Origin of the sequence: Adonisia turfae CCMR0081, from assembly GCF_011009555.1 — a bacterium.
Lineage (GTDB): Bacteria > Cyanobacteriota > Cyanobacteriia > Phormidesmidales > Phormidesmidaceae > Leptothoe > Leptothoe turfae.
Genome location: NZ_QXHD01000004.1, coordinates 327,524 through 345,516, shown reverse-complemented (window position 1 = coordinate 345,516; position 17,993 = coordinate 327,524). Strand labels below are relative to the sequence as shown.

Below are 17,993 nucleotides of genomic sequence, written 5' to 3'. Positions count from 1 at the left end.
ACGCATTGACTTTATGGTTGAGGATTACTGGTTGAAAACAGTATTTCCATTCCATATAGAATTTGTTGAACGTTGGAATCGTAATTCAGTAAAATTTTCTAGCTATATTAGCTATGGCCAAGAGGCAGGTAGCTTCGGTCAGGAAAGGTTAGACACTGTATCTCTTTATATGCTCCTCAATTTTAAGTGTTTAAGCTTTTCGCAAAAAAGAAGTTAAATTACTTTGCAAGTAAGGTTAAGAATTTTAAATGCTTGCGTAATGGAAGCCTCTGCACTTTGAGTGAATGAAGGGTTGCTTTATCTCTTAGTCTGTCTTTAGGAATTTTGCTGCCAAGGTGTCGGTCTAGTAGTCCGTTTGATATATAAAGGATGGCGAGGTTGGCCCGATTGGTTGCGGGCTAGACAGTAGAACTTATGGTGATGGATGGCAAGTAAATCTAGGACATCTTGGTGTCGATTGAGCAGGCTGCCCCAATTGCCCCAGGCCAAAATCACGGCGTCCGCTGTTGCAGATGCTTCATGTAAGTAACGATTATTCTCTGGGCCAATCGGATCGTTGATGTGCTTCAAAATTGACGGTTGAGAGGTGCGATGGGCAAACAAGTTCACTATATTTAATTGGGTATATTCCCATCTTTGGGCAAATTGTGAGCAGGCTCGAATGGTGGGGTCATCCTTTTCTGCATCGGCCTCACTGGGGTTGAGCATAATAAATGTGACCTGACGTAGATTTTGGCCCTCGGTTAACCATGATCGGGTGAGGCGATAGCGATAGCGATAAGACGCATCGAAGGTGGCCGTTCCTTTTATAGAATTCGTTACAATCGTTAACATTGGTCTGTCAGGAAAATCAGTGTAACGTTGGTCCGTAATTGCAAACGCTTTCGTTGGCAATGAAAGCTGTGAACTCTTGCCACGAAGCGTGTTGTATATCGTTTGCTGTTTGGGTTACACCTGGTGGGCGCATCTTCCGTTAAGGAGCATTGTTTTGAACGTATTTGTTACTTTAGAGCCGACCCTGAGACGAAACTTGATAGTGATGTTTGTCGCTGGGCTGTGTTTTTGGGCTGGATTGGCAGGGCTATTGCCTGCGTTACCGTTATATATTGAGCAGTTTGGTGCAACGGGTCAGCAAATTGGGTTGGTGATGGCGAGTTTTGCCATTGGTTTATTGACGATGCGGCCAATGATGGCCCGTATAACTGATGAACGTGGTCGTAAGCCGGTGTTATTGCTAGGTTTGATGGCAATTGCTGTCGCTCCCTTACTGTATTGGCTAGTACCTGTTTTTCCTGAAAAGATATGGCAGTTTTCGTTGGGTAGCCATGTTTGGCGTATCAAGTCAGCAATTGCCTTGATGATGTTATTCAGGGCATTTCACGGGTTAAGTATTGCTGCTTTTGTGACCGCTTACAGTGCCCTAGTCGCGGATTTTGCTCCACCTCAGCAGCGAGGAGAGCTAATTGGCTATATGAGTCTTGTTAATCCGATTGGTATGGCTATAGGACCTGCCTTGGGGGGCTATTTACAAGCTGGATCAGGCTTTGCTCAGGTATTTTTTTTAATGGCGATTCTTGGGGCAATTGGATTGGTGTGCGCTGTTACGATTGCGGAGCCGCAACGAGAGAGGATACTATCGCGTCGTCAAACTGCTTTTTGGTCGTTGCTGCTGCTGCCAGCTGTGCGGGTGCCAGCCATAATTTTATTTTTGGTGGGGCTAGCTTTTGGAGGATTAGCTACGTTTGTGCCGCTATATGCCCGTGAGTCAAACTTTGCTCTCAATATTGGTCTGATTTACACAGCTTCTGCAGTTTCAAGTTTTGTGATTCGTCTTTTAGTCGGCAAGGCATCTGATCGTTATGGTCGTGGACCGTTTATTACCCTTGGACTAATTTTTTATTCAATTTCTATGATGGCGCTATGGCTTGCCCAGAGTGAAGTTGCAGTGTTGCTTGCTGCTGCTTTACAAGGTATGGGCGGTGGCATGCTAATTCCTATGGTGGCAGCTCTGATGGCCGATCGCTCAACGCCCGCTGACCGTGGCTTGATGTTTGGTCTCTGTTTAACAGGATTTGATTTGGGGATTGCGTTAGCGGGCCCAGTAATGGGGCAAATTGCTGATTTAGCTAGCTATAGGGATATTTTTGGTGTAGCTAGCTTAATGACTCTTGTAGGTTTAGTCATCTTTATCACTACGTCTAGCAAAGACATCAACCACTCAATTCAGTTCTCACTGAGAGGTGGTAGAGATGTGTATGCCACACCACATTCGACAATTTAACGAGCCTGGAGGGATTCGAACCCCCGACACCCTGGTCCGTAGCCAGGTGCTCTGTCCACTGAGCTACAGGCTCTAACAGGATTAAACTTTAACACACTGTTGCAACGCTATCCAAGATTTCTATGGCAATTTTGATTGGCACTGGCTCTGTACCCTATCAATCCAGGCAGTCGTCCTTAACTCATTTGGATGGAGGTGGGGCGGCTCAAATGGTTGATGTGTCTGGCAAAGCGATGACTCACCGTACGGCTGTGGCTGAGGGGTATTTGCGTATGGCGCTTGAAACGATGGCAGCAATTCAGGCAGGTGATGTACCTAAGGGGGATGTGTTAGGGACTGCTCGAATTGCTGGCATTATGGCTGCTAAGCAAACGTCTAATTTAATTCCTCTGTGTCATCCTCTTCCAATTAAAACGGTAGAGATTTCGTTGGAACCTGATGATGAGCGACCGGGCTATCGAATTCAAGCGACGGTGAAGACGACAGGCCAAACAGGTGTGGAAATGGAGGCGTTGACAGCGGTTTCTGTAGCGGCATTAACCCTGTATGACATGGCCAAGGCACTACAAAAGTCAATGCAGATTGAGGATATTCGTTTGCTGAAGAAAACTGGTGGTAAATCGGGGGACTATACTATTGATCCATGACATATTTTTTGGTGTTCTATGCCTCCTAAGTGGCCACGAAAACCTGATCGTAATGACCCGGCCTATCGAAAATTAGAAGATAGAATCAATTTTGCTGTGCATGTGGCGGCGTTTACGGCGTTTAACTCGGGGCTATGGTTTTTTCATGGTTTTATTCCAGGGACTCTGCCATGGCTGCCCAAGTTAACGCTACCTTGGCTGGGGCTTTTGGTTGTCCATGGTGTTTGGTTATTTGCGATCGCATCCTACTCTGCACATGAGGCACCCTCAGACAAGCCATCGTCATGAATTGAAAATTTTGTTAATGCATTTTACGAACGGTTCATTTCCGTAGCCAGACCTTTTACCCTAATGCAAGAGACTTTCCTCTAAAAAGAGAATTACCATGGCATACCCCGGTGCGGCAGCAGTTATTGAAGCCTTAGCGGCGGATATTGGCGACACAGTTTACATTGATGTTGCCAAGTGGCATTTGTATCTTCGAGATACCTCGTTGCATACTACCCTGGCTGAAAAATTTTATCCGATGGTGACCGACAGTGATTTATCTGAAACTGGTGTGGTCGCAGTTTTGCAGGACATTACTGTCAAGTTAGGTGGTGGTCGTCGATCTCTTCCTTTAAGTGATTTAGTGCCCATTCAGTGTCAAGTAGATTTGCTTGACCTGTTAGAACGTCATCGCAGTGAGATATAGCTATCAATGATTTGGGTTTTCAGCTAAAAATGCGAGTCGGCTGGAGTAAGTGAATAGACAAAACTATCCATCAATCTGGGCTATCTCCGTGGGAGACGCTTCGCGAACGACTCCGCAGTTCGGCTGAGCGGTTCGGCTGGGCTCATCGTTGAAGCCTCACCGTCGAAGCCTCAGCCCTCATTTCTCTAAATTAGCTGGTTGAGCGGAGTCGAAACCAGCGGTGTTGGGGACGTTTACTTTCGGCTATCTACTTGGCTTCTACTGCTTGTTTAAAATTAAGTTCCCTTCACTCGAAATAGGTAATTGATTGTTGCTGATCTTTTGGAAGATTGAAGCTGAAAAATGTTGATGCAGATCAATCTTGCTAGCTCGGTGTTTCGCTTCAATCAGCAATGGCAATAGCTGCTTAAGTATGGTGTTTTGTGCGCACCTTCAATATCTGTACCCACACTGGTCATTGATGAAAACCAGTTGGGATCTCGTATCAGACAATGGTAGCCATAGGCTTCAATCTAGACCTGACATTCCATTAGATTAGGGTCGCTTGAATTGCTGTTGAATTTCGAGGTCTACCCTAGACTGTAAGGGGGCAACGTTGAATGAAAAATCGCTTTAACGCGCCTATTTGGCGTGTGTCTATTTGAGTTGTTTACCAGGATAGGGAAGCATCTGTGGACGCTAACGTTTTATCACTTTTTAATCAGCCTTTAGCTACCGTCAACGATTCAAGCGCCGATCCTTTAGGCGCTTTTGTAGCATTACTACCAAATATCGATTTTGATAGCTTGATCGCAGATATTACAGATTCTGTGAATGATGCGATCGCAGATGTTGATCAAGTCGTTGGTTCAACGACTTCACTGGTGGTGGAGACTCTAACGAATCTTGGAGTTGATATTGAAACTGTCGATGTCAGCGATGTCGTTGAGGATATTGTTAACTTCATCGCAGAACTGCCCGAAGATGCGACGATTGCCGATGTTCTGAGTGATGTTGTGGACTTTTTTGAAGTGATGCTGCCATCACTATCAGACGATGAACTGTTAGGGCTGTTGACTGATGTCAGCGACCTCATTAACGAGATCGCTCCTGATCTCAGTCAACTATCAATTACTCCGTTTCTAGAGCAAGGGGTGGATTTTGTAGAAGACCTGATTGATAGTACAGGCACCATCACAATTGATGGTCCTAACTTGTCAGGAGAATTAACCCAGGACGGGATACTGCGTTCGTTCACCATCGAGTTCTCTGATGACGCCTTTGATGATCTGCTTGAAGATGCCAGCGATTTTCTAGCAGGGATTACAGGTAGTGCCAGTTTGAGTGACGGTCAATTCACAGGGGATGTCACCATTGATGGCAATGACTATACCTTGAGTCTGGACATCACTGAGACCTTGACGGACAGCCTAACTAGTCTGTTTACCAGCGCAGAGGTGACGTTACCCTTTGCCAACGGCGTTCTCAATGTTGATATCGATACAGCCCTTGGCGACTTTGTCGGCACGATCGATTTTGCAGGGGGAGATCTCGACCTTGATTTAACAACGCCGTTTGGAGCTCTAGATACCAGCATCGAATTTCCTGAGGATGCTCAGTTTGAGCTACCCGGTGACATGCTTGCAGGGGTTGATGCTGAGCTAGATTGGAGTGCGGGTGTTGTGCGTATACCCATTCCTAGTACGCTTCTGGCTTTACCGCTTGAAGCTTTCTCTGGAGAACTGTCTCTATCGGAGGGCTCAGGGGCATTTACAGCGGGTGTTGATGGTCTGCCGATTGGTGATTTCTCAACAACCTTTGAGGTGGGGCCTCTGGCTAGCCAACTAGCAAGTGCCTTGACTGAAGATCTAAGGGGTGAGTTGACGATTGATGCAGGTGAAATTGCTGGCAATATTGTCAGCGACTTTGGGGAATTTGAAGTGGCGGCTGCCTTTGATGACCTCATCCTACAGGCCAGTAGTATAATCGATTCCACCACCGGGGCATTGACCTTACAGGATGGAATCGCATCTATCAATCTTGATACATCCCTTGGCCAACTTTCAGGCGCAATTGCTTTGTCAGCAGTAGAAGATGTTTTGACCAATGCATCTAGTCTACTGGCTTAACAAAATAAATTTTGGCTCATAAACGAGCGGTTATTGGTTCTGGAAAATATTGTCCGGCTGTCTGCGTTGGCAGCCGGATTTCTTTTATTCATGAGGCTTTCAGCATAATCAAGAAAAAAGCTTCAGCGACGTCTTTACGAAACTTAAAGAAATAACGTTTCTGAGAACGGCTAGTAAAAGTTAATATAAAACAACCTAATGGCTACCATTCGTTACACAAAAGAATTATGGGATTATTTGATTTCTTGGGCGGCAAAAAAAATCAAGGTCCTCAACCAAAAGAGGCTTATTTTTTGACCGAAGATGAAGCTAAAACCTTTGGTGACATCGACTTCATGCGGAAAGAGGTCGTAGTCCGTCGCACATTCGCTAAGAAAAAAGGTCAAGAAGAGCTGGAGAGTGTTAAGAGCATTTCCTCTAGCACTAGCAAGGCAGTAGGAGAAGCGGTTAAGCCTGCAACTGCTAGCTTTGGTGCTTCTGCTTTTAGTACTCCTGTAGCTCCTGCTCCTGCCGCAGCGGCTTCTGCTGACGTGCCTACAACTAGTGATTCTGAGTCTGCTGCATCTACACCAGCGGCCCCTGCTGCATCTCAAGAGCAAGATGTTCGTCCAGCACCTGACACCAGCATGGATATGTTCCGCAACATGGCTAAAAAGATACGACGATAGGCTGGTCATGTGTTGATCGCTCTAAGGGCTTAGTTAGCCCTGTTGTTGAGTGATTGATTGCGTTAGTCTTCTTGGTATTTGGTCAAAGTAGGCACTTGGGTTCTCACTAACCCTGGTGCTTTTTTGATGATTGATTTTATTCACAGATAAAATTGCCATGCTGTCCCAAGCCAGTGCACCACTCGTTACTGCTTTGCAGGATTGTGCACGACGACAAGGTGCTGCTTTTTATACCCCTGGGCATAAAGGTGGGCACGGAATATCTTCGTTGCACCAGCAGGTTTTTGGTGGCGATGTCTTCTGCGTAGATATGCCTGAACTGCCTGAACTCGATGACTTGTTTTCCCCTGAGTCTGTCATTTTAGAGGCTCAGCGGTTGGCGGCTCTAGCTTTTGGTGCAGAGAGAACTTGGTTTTTGGTCAATGGTTCCACCTGCGGCATTGAAGCAGCCCTGCTAGCCACCTGTGGGCCGGGTGACAAAGTCATTGTGCCGCGTAATGCTCATCAGTCAGTACTCTCTGGGCTGATTTTATCGGGAGCCATGCCCGTTTGGGTGTCTCCAACCTACGAACCCGGTTGGCAAATGGCTTTGGGGGTTACGGCGGATGCGATCGCAGCCACCCTAAATCATCATCCCGATGTCAAGGCCGTGTTGGTGGTATCACCCACCTATGAAGGCGTGTGCAGCGATATTGCTGCCATCGCAGCCGTTGTCCATAGCTATGACATTCCTTTGATTGTGGATGCGGCCCATGGTCCTCATTTTGTGTTTCATGCTAATTTGCCGCCATCTGCCCTCAGTGGAGGGGCGGATATAGTTATTCACTCAGCCCACAAGGTTTTGGCTGCATTTACCCAGGCTGCATTGCTGCATGTGCAAGGAACACGATGCGATCGCAACCGTTTGAATCAAGCACTACGCATCACCCAATCCAGTAGCCCTAGCTATCTACTGCTCGGTTCTTTAGATGCCGCCCGTCATCAGATGGCAACCCATGGTCGGTCACTGATGGAACGAACCCTTGCCCTGGCTAGAACGGCACGTGAGCAGTTGCGTCATAGTCCGCTACCGGTTTTGAATGTGTCTGACGGCAGCTTTCAACAAGACCTAACGCGTCTGACAGTAGATGTTTCTGCTATGGATACGACTGGATTTGCCGCCGACATGTGGTTACATGAACGGGGTGTGACGGCTGAATTACCGACATTGCACCAGCTAACCTTCATCATTAGTCTTGGCAATTCGATCCAAGATATTGAGCGATTGGTTCAAGGGTTATTGCAACTGCCTGCCACAGGTGCAGTCAAAAAAGCTCAACCCTATGTGGAAATGCCATTGACGGGGCTCTCTCCCCGTGAGGCTTTTTTTGCTGCCACAGAAGTTTGCGAAATAGATAATGTGATTGGTCGCTTAAGTGCCGATACGGTCTCTATCTACCCGCCTGGTATCCCTAGCCTCATGCCAGGAGAGCTAATTACAGAGACTGTGCTGATGACTCTACAGACAGCTCAAGCAGCAGGTGCCCATCTGAGTGGTCTGGCAGATTCCTCTCTACGAACCGTTAGGGTTTTGCAGGTCGATCATGGCTCCTCTGTAATCAGACCCTAGTCAGACTTTCAGAACAGCGCTATCCTCAGGCTATTCCAGCGTTTTAAGGCAGATTTCCATGGAGCCCCTCTGGCCCTACGCTACCCCCGGTATTCCCGATCGTTTTTTTGAGCAGCTACCTGGTATTCCCATGAGCCAACGTGAGGTGCGATTGGCCATTCTTAGTGCTCTCCGATTAGGACCTAAGGCTGTGCTTTGGGATATTGGGGCAGGCACTGGGACCATTACGGTAGAAGCAGCGTTGCTCTGTCCCCAGGGCTCAATTGTGGCGGTGGAGCGAGATGAGGACGTAGCAACCCTGATCAAAAATAACTGTCAGCGGTTTGAGATATCTAATGTCGATGTTGTCGTTGGTAATGCTCCCGACTGCTTCGACAGCCTGCCCCATACGCCTGACTCAATCTTGGTAGAAGGTGGACGAGACCTAAAACCTCTCTTAACTGACGCCTGGCATAAACTTGCGTCCCATGGTCGGCTCGTCGTGACAGCAGGAAATTTTCAATCGCTCTATGCAATTTCTGAGAGCTTTGCAGATTTACAGGTCAGAAATATAGAAGTCGTTCAAACCGGGGGTAGCCGCTTAGAAACCCGTGGCTCGAATCAGGTATTAAAGCCGATTGTGCCAATATTTATCCTAAGTGGTGAAAAGTTTTAAGGTGGATGGACTCAGTATGAATGGCTGGGTCCGTTTTAGAAATAGATCTAATGGAGTCTGTAAAAACCATGAAGATGACTTTGCACGTTACTCTTTTTGATTAAGTGGGGCTGGCTATCCCCCGACAGTCATTTGAAGTTGCTGTCAATGACTGTCCTTGTAGGTGACTTTCCTTGGGCTGACCCATGTGTTGTAATGAATCTAGGGACTATCAAACTTGATATTTCTCAATCTACATATTTCAAACCACCATCACCATAGAGCGTCTGCGCGTTTATCGACTTTGCTCGATAATTACTGTCCACTTTTTTGGGTTGCTCCATGGCAGCTAATTGGTAGTTATCTGATGTCTGAAATTTTGGGTAAAGGCAACGCAGCTTTTACTAAATGTTGTTACATAAGACCTTCGGCCTCTAGTCATGATGACCGTTGATTCTCAACCGAATAAGGCGACTGAGTCCTCGGTTGAATCTCGGCAACCTTGTTTGGATATTACCGTTGCTATTCCTACCTATAACGGTGCTGAGCGTATTCCTCAGGTGCTGGAGCGCCTTCAACAGCAGGCAGGGGTATCCGATCTGCATTGGGAAGTCATTGTCTGTGACAATAATAGTTGCGATCGCACCGTCGATGTAGTGGCAGATTACCAGAGTACCTGGCCTCAGGAGCATCCATTACGATACTGTTTTGTTGCGGAGCAGGGAGCAGCATTTGCTAGACAAAGAGCCGTAATCGAAGCCCATGGACATATTGTTGCCTTTCTAGATGATGACAATATTCCAGCCCATGATTGGTTGAGCAATGTTCAACAGTTTGCTGAGGCTCATCCCCAAGCAGGGGCCTTTGGCAGTCAAATTCATGGTGATTTTCAAGGTCCTTTGCCAGATGGTTTTGAGCATATTGCGTGTTTTTTAGCCATTGTTGAACGGGGTAATCAACCCCATCTATATGATCCAAAGTCTAAGATTTTGCCGCCAGCTGCTGGGTTAGCTGTTCGCAGGACAGCATGGCTCGATGCAGTCCCAGAGCGCCTATTTCTGAATCATAAAGGTAAAAATGCTGGCCTTGCCAGTGAAGACTTAGAAGCCATGCTTCATATTCAGAGGGCAGGCTGGGAGATCTGGTATAACTCCAACATGGTAGTGAATCATCAGATTCCTGGTAAGCGTCTTCAACAAGAGTATCTGGTTTCACTGTTTCGCTGTGTTGGTTTAAGTCGATTTTATATTCGTTGGTTAGGCACTAAAGATTGGCAACGCCTTTTCAAAATACCTGCGTACATAGCCAATGATTTGCGCAAACTGGCTCTCCATTATCTAAAGAATGGGCCGCGTCAGCATAATCTGACCACAGTGACTGCCTGTGAGCGAGCATTGCTGACCAGTACTGTGGTTAGTCCTAGCTTTTTACTAAAAAAAGCATCCCGAGACTTTTGGCAAAATCGAGTAGATAAGACCCAACTGCCTGAACGTCAGCAGTGGCTACAACGTTTAACAGATGCATTTGAGGAACGCCAACTTGTTCTACATCAACAGGCGATTGTTTTTCTCGACGCGTCAACAACGTTGGACAACAATCTAGCTACTCCTTGCCATCATGAAATCTTATTGCGCTTGCGTTGTCACTCTTCTGAGGAGAGATTGGTGCCTCCTGCTAGCTTTTTCCCGACGGCAGAACGTTATGGCTTGATGCGCACCTTAGACCGTCGTGTCATTCAGCAAGTTTGTAGAAGATTAGCTGCTAAACCTGTGGAGGCAACCTACTCAGTTAATTTGTCAGCGGTTAGTGTATGCGATCCTAGTTTGTCTCACTTTTTAGAAGAACAGATTGAACGTTATCAACTCAAATCTGGGAGTTTATACTTTGAGATTCCGGCTTCGGTGTGTATGAATCACCTTGCAGCAGCGACAACGCTGGTTCATTGTATGAAGGCATTGGGATTATATGTGACCATAGATGAGATTCCCGATGACTTAGAGATCTCCTCTGATCTTATGCAGTTGCCGGTAAACTGTTTGAAGCTCAGCTCCAGGATGGTTGTCTCTGCTAGCCCAAAATTAGGCGATTGGGTTCACTTTAGTCAGCAGCGTAATATTCAATTAGTTGCTAAAGGCGTGGAGACCCAAGCGATTATGGAGCAGCTTCAATCTGTAGGCATTCAATATCTGCAAGGATATTATTTATCTAAGCCAACTCCATTGACTTAAGAGGTGCAATGCTGAACTATGGTTGATTTTACGGTTGTTATTCCTACATATAACGGCGCGCAACGATTACCAAGGGTGTTGGATGCGTTGCGTTCTCAGAATATCTCTGACTCCTTTGCCTGGGAAGTCGTTATTGTGGATAACAACAGTACTGATGGGACTGCTGCGGTCATTGAAGGCTATCAACTAAATTGGCTAACGACTATGCCTTTGCGCTATGTAACTGAACCTAGACAAGGATTAGCCTATGCCCGTCAATGTGGAGTAGAAGCCGCTAACGGTAAGTGGGTTGGCTTTTTGGATGATGACACTGCTCCGGATCAAAATTGGGTTACAGCGGCTTATCATTTTGGAGCGCAGCATCCTCATGCAGGCGCTTATGGTGGCCAAATTCACGGTGATTTTGAGGTGCCGCCACCCGAGAACTTTGAACGGATAAAATCATTCTTAGCCATTAAAGAGCGAGGGCCTAATCCCCATCTCTATCAACCTGATGTGTTGATTTTGCCACCAGGTGCAGGGTTAGTCATTTACAAACAGGCGTGGCTTGAGGCTGTTCCGGCTCAGTTACAACGCACTACCCGGGGTGGAAATGATTTTGAGATTTCAATATGCATGCATCGTCAGGGGTGGGAAATTTGGTATAACCCCGATATGCATATTTATCATCATATTCCTCAAAAACGTCTAGAGAAAGAAGCATTACTCTCGCTCTCTCATACCGTAGGTAGTTGTATTTGCGAATTGCGATTAATCAATGTCAGTGTATGGCAGGTCCCTGTTATTGTCAGTCGTATATTTCTTGGTAATCTAAAACGCATAGTCAGGCATTTAGTGCAATACCGCTTTCAAATTCGAGATGATGTCGTCCTCATGTGTGAACTCGTGTTCTTTATTGGAGGTTTTTTGAGCCCATTTTATTTGTTAAGAAAAAAGCTAGCGAATCCGTCCGCATAAGACTATTGAGGTATTCCGATGCCTTTGATTTCTGTTATTGTTCCTGTTTTTAATAGTGAAAGGACGATTGCTGAGACGTTACAGTCAGTTTTAAAGCAAACGTTTGTCGACTTTGAAGTTATTGTTGTCAATGATGGTTCTCAAGATTCTACGTTAGATAAAATTGCTGCAATTAATGATCAACGCATTAAAGTCTTCTCCTATGAAAATTCTGGTGTTTCCTTTAGTCGAAACCGTGGAGTAAGTCATGCCTCTGGAGATTTTATTGCTTTTTTGGATGCAGACGATCTCTGGACTACAGATAAGCTCATGTCTCAGGTGACAGCATTACAGCAATCTCCGCAAGCAGTTGTAGCCTACAGCTGGGTTGATTGTATCGATGAAGCGGGGACATTCTTGCGTAACGGCAGACACCCCAAATATACCGGCAATGTCTATCAGAAACTGCTGCTTGGGAATTTTTTGGAGTCTGGCTCTACGCCTCTAGTACGGAAGCAGGTATTTCAAGATGCTGGCGGTTTTAACACAGCCCTATTGACTAATGAGGATTGGGAGATGTGGGTCCGTCTTGCGAAAGACTATGAGTTTGTTTTGGTTCCTGAAGTTCAGGTGCTTTATCGAATTTCTGCTAGTTCTAAATCGTTTAACTTAACCCGACATGAGCAAACCCGGTTACGGATTATTGAGCAAGTTTTTGATCAGGTGCCTGAAAACCTTCAATATTTGAAGCCTAAGTGTATTGCTAACTTCTATCGCTATTTATTGTTCAAAGTTTTGGATGCTCCAGAAAATAGTTTTGATGGGGATCGAAAAAAGTCCCTATTGGCCATTAAGTTTCTCTGGAATTGCCTAATGCATGATAAATCACTATTTAGACAACCTAAAACGTTGTTTTCTGCCAGTATGAAAATACTGCTGTTGGGAGCTTTTCCAGACCAGTCGCCACGCATTCTTTTAGAGCAGCTGAAAAGCAGTTATGTGAGGCCTAATGCTAATTAGTTATTGATCCAATAAAAGTATGTAGGGTTCTTTATGGCGATAGTTAAAAAACGGCTCAAAATTTTACTGTATGGCAATGTTTTTGGAGCCTATCGTTCTCAAAATCTGTTTAAATATCTGTTGGATTCGGGCTATCGAATATCGTTTATATCGCCTGAGTTTTTCTATGAGCTGGGTGAAAAAAAAGATCTGCTCACAAAAGCTCTACGTATACTTTTATCTAGTTACTACTTGGTTGACTTATTTGTTCAAGCAGCATTAGCGGATGTTATTTATTTACTGCCCCTAAATAGTAATCTAATTACTCCAGTTATATGGGCTAGCCGTTTGTTTAAAACTAAGCTAGTTGTTGAGATGTATATATCAGCCTATGACACACGGGTACGTGAAAAGCAAGATGTTTCTGCTGATAGCAAGTCAGCTCAGTTACTATTTGCCCATGATCGGCTGGCTCTCTCAGCAGCTGACCGTATCATTCATCTGTCACGGTATGAGTTGAGCTATTGGGAAAAGATTTTTGATATTAAATTGGTAGAAGATAAAATTGCGATCGCGCCACTATTTTGTGAATCTAAGCTAACAGAATATCAACACAATACTATTCAGGATAATTGTTTACGGATTTGTTGGTGGGGTACGTTAATTCCTAGTCATGGAATTCCAACTATTTTAGAAGCACTCCACAAACTGCAAAATAACCAGGTTAAATTTTCGTGTCAACTATTTGGTATTCCGCCTAAAGGTCGAGAATATCTGCTCAATACTTACGAAACACAGATTGAGGAACTGGGATTAAAACAAGTAGTCACCTTACGCCAAGACTTGAAATTCACGGATGATTCATTGCCACGTTACCTTGTGGAAAACTGTGATTTAGCCCTTGGAATTTTTGGCGACACTGAGAAAGCACGGGCAGCTGTCCCTAATAAGTTGATTGAATCTTTGACACTTTGTATTCCAACCTTGACGATGTCTACTCCTGCTCTTAAAGAGTTTTTTGATCCTAATGTAGATTTTTGGGCCTGCGAAGCTTCACCGGAGGTAATGGCTGACACGATCACTCAAATTTACAAGCAAACAGCCTATCAAGTTGATTGGAATAAGACAAGAAAAAAGGTTCTGCAAACCTTCTCTGTAAAGAATTATCATCAATCCATTGCCCAGGTGTTGAATAGCGTTAAAGCTGACCTTATTGGTGATAAATAGTTGTTCGCAGACATCTTATCGCCGTTAGTGATCGATAGAGGAATAAAGATTTATAAAAAGCGATTTTTAACTCTCGTAGAATTGACGAACATATTATGCATAGTCAATATTTTGGACAGCATTATTCACTTATCTGATCATGTCGCATGCTTGGTTTTAAAGTGAGGAAAGCTTGGTATATTTTCTGAAGCTATACTGCGTGACTTTCTAGGCGCTAAAGATATAAAAGTTGTGGATTACTAATAATACCAAATCCGAATTCACTAAACCCGATTAAAAATGGATAATCCTGTAGGGGCACTCCCTTGTGCGGTTCGGCTGAGCTCACCGTCGAAGCCATGCCCTTCGATACCGGGCGCTATCAGTCAAGATTTTGTATAAGAGAGAAAAAAGGAATGCTCTATGAGAAATTCAAGCAAGCTGTGAAATTTCTCTCTGAACACCTGCACCAAATCTGACGATTTCCCCAAGTTAAAAAAATGTAGTAAAGCTGAAATCGATAACTTTTATCACCTCTGGCAACATGATGCATCCAAGTTAGTGTAAGACTGCTAGATTTGAGGTGGCTCAAGATGAATTTTTGAGAGTGTGTAGTATGAAATTGAGTGTTGTGATTCCGTGTTTTAATGTCTCGGATACGCTGGGTGCACAATTGGATGCTTTGGTTCAGCAGCAATGGGACAAATTGTGGGAGACGATCATTGTAGATAATGGATCGACTGATCGCACCCTAGAAATTGCAAGAGATTATATGGAGAGGATCCCACATCTGAGGATTATTGAGGCTTATGAACGTAAAGGAGCAGCCTATGCTCGTAATCAAGGCGTGAGCGCTGCGGCAAGTGAGAGCATAGCCTTTTGTGATGCTGATGATGAAGTGGCTTCTGGTTGGGTTGCTGCGATGGGAACGGCACTGGAAAAGTACGATTTGGTGGGGGGTGGTTGCGAACTTAAAAAGCTCAACCCATCTTGGGTCATTAAGTCTCGTTTGGGGGGGCAGGAGCGTGAAATGTTAGCCGATGGTTTGTTGCACAGTAAATTATCTCCTGATTATCCTTATACGGCGAGCTGTAATTTGGGGGTTAAGCGAGAGGTTCACGAGAAAATTGGAGGGTTTGACGAAACGTTGTTTACCTGTGAAGATTTTGAATATTGTCGACAGGCTCAGCTGCAAGGATCGGGTATTAAGTATATCCCTGAGGCTATTGTTCACTATCGCCTACGCCATTCGCTAGTAGGAATCTATAAACAAGCGTACTCCTATGCGCACTGTCAAGTCTTTCTTTATGAGAGATATAAAGCAATTGGGATGTCACCTCGACCTTTATCGAAAAGTGTGATGGCGTGGCGTTTACTGATTAAGGGACTGCTACAAATTCGTAGTAAAGCTGATCTGGCTGTATGGTTTTTTAGTTTTGGTTGGCGAGTAGGCCATGAGGCAGGCAAAAAACAATACTTGATTCATGCTGGGATAGATCAATAAAATGTTTAGCAACAGCCTGCCCGGAACAGTTCTTAGGATATGACCGTGGATATCATATCCATATCTTTTGGCTTACTATCATTGTTGATTTCTGGACTGGTTTTTGAAGTATCAAGAGCTATTTGTATTGTCTTGCCCAGTTGTTGAATGTAAGGATCTTCAAACATTGCTGGATGTGGGCAGTCAACATCCCAGATATAGAACTTTCCTTTTGATACTAAAGTATCCCATCCAAATAATAGCTTTTTGCGATCTTGAACGGGACCTAGATTAGCCTTTAAGGACGCTAATGATGAAGGAGGATGCTTAGGTACAAAGCTTTGCTGCAGAGCTAAGAAGAAGTTGATATTGCCAGTGTAGGTCTTTGGAACATAGTCCTTCTGAGCTCGCAGAAAAACCTCGAAGAACTCGTCCTTGATCAGTCTCTGCTTAGCTAATGAATGATGTGTATTGTTTTGAGTATTAGTTATAACTGGTGCTAGTTGGTCGGTAGCTATCTCACCTTTATTTTGCTGCTCTATATTTTGGGTAGCTGTTGTCAAACCCTTGATATTTATTAGTTTAGAGCTTATTTGACTCAGCTTTCTGCCAACATACCGCAGTTGCTCTACCAAGGTGTGTTTACGTAATTCGTCTAGATGATAGTTAAATGATACTCTCAGATGACGTAGGTAGTAAATCCCTGTAAACAAGTAATAACTGCGATCCCATTGGTGGTGACGGTAGGTGGGACGATGAAAATAGTATCGTAGCCGGTTAGTAAAGTGATTTTCCAGTTGAGGATGTGGCGTGTCTAACAAACCTAAAAATTCAACAATATCACCTTGGTTGGTGAGCTGCTGTGCCATTTCAAAGGCAACAATACCACCAGAACACTGCCCTACTAATTGATAAGGTCCTTGAGGCTGCTTCTCTTTAATTGCCTGAATGTAAGCGCTGGCCATGGCTTCAATTGACGGTAATGGTTGTTGTTGGCCATCTAGTCCAATCCCTCGTAGAATATAGACTGGCTGTTCATTATCTAGGTGGGCAACAATTTTTACCGTGCTTAGAATGTCACCATAGCCACCATGTACGATGTAGAGAGGAAGCTTACTACCACCAACTTGTCCAGTGACTAAAGGATGCCATGTCTGATCTTGATGCTGATTAATCTTGCTCGCTAAGGTTGCTATGTTGGGTGCATCCAGAAGTGTTGATATCGGTAAACGCTTGCCCAAGATTGTCTCGATATCGGTAAACGCGTTTACCGCGAGTAAAGATGTGCAACCTAAGTCAAATAGATTATCGTTGAGACTCACTCTATCAATCCGTAAAACCTTACTCCATATCTCACTGAGTTTTTTCTCTATGGTTGTTTTGGGCTCACTCCAGTTATCGTCATGGGCGCGTTTTCTCTGGTGCTGCTCGGTAAGGTTATTAAGTACTTGTATGGGCTGCCATAGATGATGAACAATGTGAGCCCATTGTTCTGATTTGCTTTGTTGTTGTGCAACCATAGGATTGTTTTGCTCTGCCCTAGGCACGTTTTCCTTTGCCTTTGATGGTTGAGTGGAGGCACTGGAGTTGAAGCTTAGATTTTGACTAACTTCTAGGGGGAGTTCGTACTGGCAGCCTTCATGGGTATCTTGTTGGTAGGAATGGCCAACAGATGTGAAGAATTCTGCAATTGGTAAATTTTTAGATGTGGGCCGATAGTTTAGAGTAACTGTATTCAGGCCGTCATTGGCCGCAACCTCACCCAGATGCTTCAACATTTGGTGTTCTACTCCACGACCTAAGACACGGCAGCTGAGTAAAAAGCTATCGACATTTAATGTGTGTGCCTGTCTTTGGAAGATCATGACCCCGACGAGACCATAGTCCCCAAACCTATCTTTAACAGTCACAGCGCGGCAGCCATATCCGCTATCGGTCTGACACAGTCTCTGTATCTCTGATTCGCTATATCGACATGTTGTAGCGTTAAACTGATTCGTGCGTTGAGTTAGCTGAGAGACACGAGAAAACTGCTCTGGCGTAGGAGCGGCGATATTGATATCCAGCTGTAGCCCGTCAATAAAGGTCTTAAAGTCTATGGAATGTTGTTCGAATTGCTTACGAGCCGCGTTTTGTTGGTAAAGTTGAGTACGATTTTTGTCTGCTTCAGTAACCTTGAGGGTATCTAAGGGCCAAATATGGTTGAGAAATTGAGAAAATTGGTCGGGCTCTTCAGGTAGCTGTAGCGTAAGTACCTCGGGGCAGTGCGCCCGTACTTCCGAACATTCTACTGGGTTATCATCAATGAAGATAAAACTGTCTAGCCCCAGGTTGAGTTCTGTGGCTAGAGAACGCAAATTCTCTGATTTGGGCTGCCAGTTAATGCGCCAACCTACCAGGTGTTCACGACCCAAGAGCATATCGTCCCGCTGATCAAATACCTGCCAAACATCTTCTTCAACGTTTTTACTGCATAGACACAACAGGAAGCCAGCTTCAT

15 protein-coding genes and 1 tRNA gene are annotated in these 17,993 nt (G+C 44.8%); 13 read left to right on the top strand and 3 right to left on the bottom strand.

Annotated elements, in window-relative coordinates; translation table 11 throughout:
- Positions 1-315: 315 nt before the first annotated feature.
- The gene (locus DXZ20_RS05790) at positions 316-834 is read right to left on the bottom strand and encodes a DUF1643 domain-containing protein (protein WP_163696955.1); all 519 of its coding nucleotides are present in this window, start codon (positions 832-834) and stop codon (positions 316-318) included.
- 154 nt (positions 835-988) lie between these two features.
- Between DXZ20_RS05790 and DXZ20_RS05785 the strand changes: the two genes are divergently transcribed.
- Positions 989-2,281 (top strand): MFS transporter, encoded by a 1,293-nt coding sequence (locus DXZ20_RS05785; RefSeq protein ID WP_163660016.1) that lies wholly within the window; start codon positions 989-991, stop codon positions 2,279-2,281.
- Here DXZ20_RS05785 and DXZ20_RS05780 read toward each other — a convergent pair.
- A tRNA-Arg gene (locus DXZ20_RS05780) sits at positions 2,282-2,354 on the bottom strand.
- Positions 2,355-2,403: 49 nt separating this feature from the next.
- Between DXZ20_RS05780 and moaC the strand changes: the two genes are divergently transcribed.
- From moaC to DXZ20_RS05720, 12 genes are all read left to right on the top strand, one after another.
- Positions 2,404-2,928 carry a cyclic pyranopterin monophosphate synthase MoaC gene (gene moaC, locus DXZ20_RS05775; protein WP_163696953.1) on the top strand — a complete coding sequence of 175 codons (525 nt, stop codon included), beginning with the start codon at positions 2,404-2,406 and terminating at the stop codon, positions 2,926-2,928.
- 18 nt (positions 2,929-2,946) lie between these two features.
- The gene (locus tag DXZ20_RS05770; protein ID WP_163660012.1) at positions 2,947-3,216 is read left to right on the top strand and encodes a 2TM domain-containing protein; all 270 of its coding nucleotides are present in this window, start codon (positions 2,947-2,949) and stop codon (positions 3,214-3,216) included.
- Between the two features lie 97 nt (positions 3,217-3,313).
- Positions 3,314-3,622 carry a DUF3181 family protein gene (locus tag DXZ20_RS05765; protein WP_163660011.1) on the top strand — a complete coding sequence of 103 codons (309 nt, stop codon included), beginning with the start codon at positions 3,314-3,316 and terminating at the stop codon, positions 3,620-3,622.
- A gap of 671 nt (positions 3,623-4,293) precedes the next feature.
- Positions 4,294-5,730, top strand: coding sequence for a hypothetical protein (locus DXZ20_RS05760; protein WP_163696951.1), 1,437 nt, complete (start codon positions 4,294-4,296; stop codon positions 5,728-5,730).
- Positions 5,731-5,957: 227 nt separating this feature from the next.
- On the top strand, positions 5,958-6,398 hold the full coding sequence (locus DXZ20_RS05755; RefSeq protein ID WP_163660009.1) for a hypothetical protein: 441 nt from the start codon (positions 5,958-5,960) through the stop codon (positions 6,396-6,398).
- Positions 6,399-6,555: 157 nt separating this feature from the next.
- Positions 6,556-8,007, top strand: coding sequence for an aminotransferase class I/II-fold pyridoxal phosphate-dependent enzyme (locus DXZ20_RS05750; protein ID WP_163696949.1), 1,452 nt, complete (start codon positions 6,556-6,558; stop codon positions 8,005-8,007).
- A gap of 58 nt (positions 8,008-8,065) precedes the next feature.
- Positions 8,066-8,662, top strand: a complete 597-nt coding sequence (gene cbiT, locus DXZ20_RS05745; RefSeq protein ID WP_006516988.1) for a precorrin-6Y C5,15-methyltransferase subunit CbiT — start codon at positions 8,066-8,068, stop codon at positions 8,660-8,662.
- A gap of 419 nt (positions 8,663-9,081) precedes the next feature.
- The gene (gene hpsE, locus DXZ20_RS38445) at positions 9,082-10,869 is read left to right on the top strand and encodes a hormogonium polysaccharide biosynthesis glycosyltransferase HpsE (protein WP_163696948.1); all 1,788 of its coding nucleotides are present in this window, start codon (positions 9,082-9,084) and stop codon (positions 10,867-10,869) included.
- 18 nt (positions 10,870-10,887) lie between these two features.
- Complete coding sequence (hpsE, locus tag DXZ20_RS05735; protein ID WP_163696946.1) at positions 10,888-11,826, top strand: hormogonium polysaccharide biosynthesis glycosyltransferase HpsE; 939 nt, start codon at positions 10,888-10,890, stop codon at positions 11,824-11,826.
- Positions 11,827-11,844: 18 nt separating this feature from the next.
- A complete protein-coding gene (locus DXZ20_RS05730; RefSeq protein WP_163696944.1) occupies positions 11,845-12,825 on the top strand; it encodes a glycosyltransferase family 2 protein in 981 nt (326 codons plus the stop codon).
- A gap of 120 nt (positions 12,826-12,945) precedes the next feature.
- Entirely contained in the window at positions 12,946-14,031 is a 1,086-nt protein-coding gene (locus tag DXZ20_RS05725; RefSeq protein ID WP_250565641.1) for a glycosyltransferase, read from the top strand.
- A gap of 562 nt (positions 14,032-14,593) precedes the next feature.
- Positions 14,594-15,514 carry a glycosyltransferase gene (locus DXZ20_RS05720; protein ID WP_163696940.1) on the top strand — a complete coding sequence of 307 codons (921 nt, stop codon included), beginning with the start codon at positions 14,594-14,596 and terminating at the stop codon, positions 15,512-15,514.
- Positions 15,515-15,546: 32 nt separating this feature from the next.
- Here DXZ20_RS05720 and DXZ20_RS05715 read toward each other — a convergent pair.
- A partial coding sequence (locus tag DXZ20_RS05715) for an HAD-IIIC family phosphatase (RefSeq protein ID WP_250565640.1) occupies positions 15,547-17,993 on the bottom strand: 2,447 nt, incomplete at its 5' end.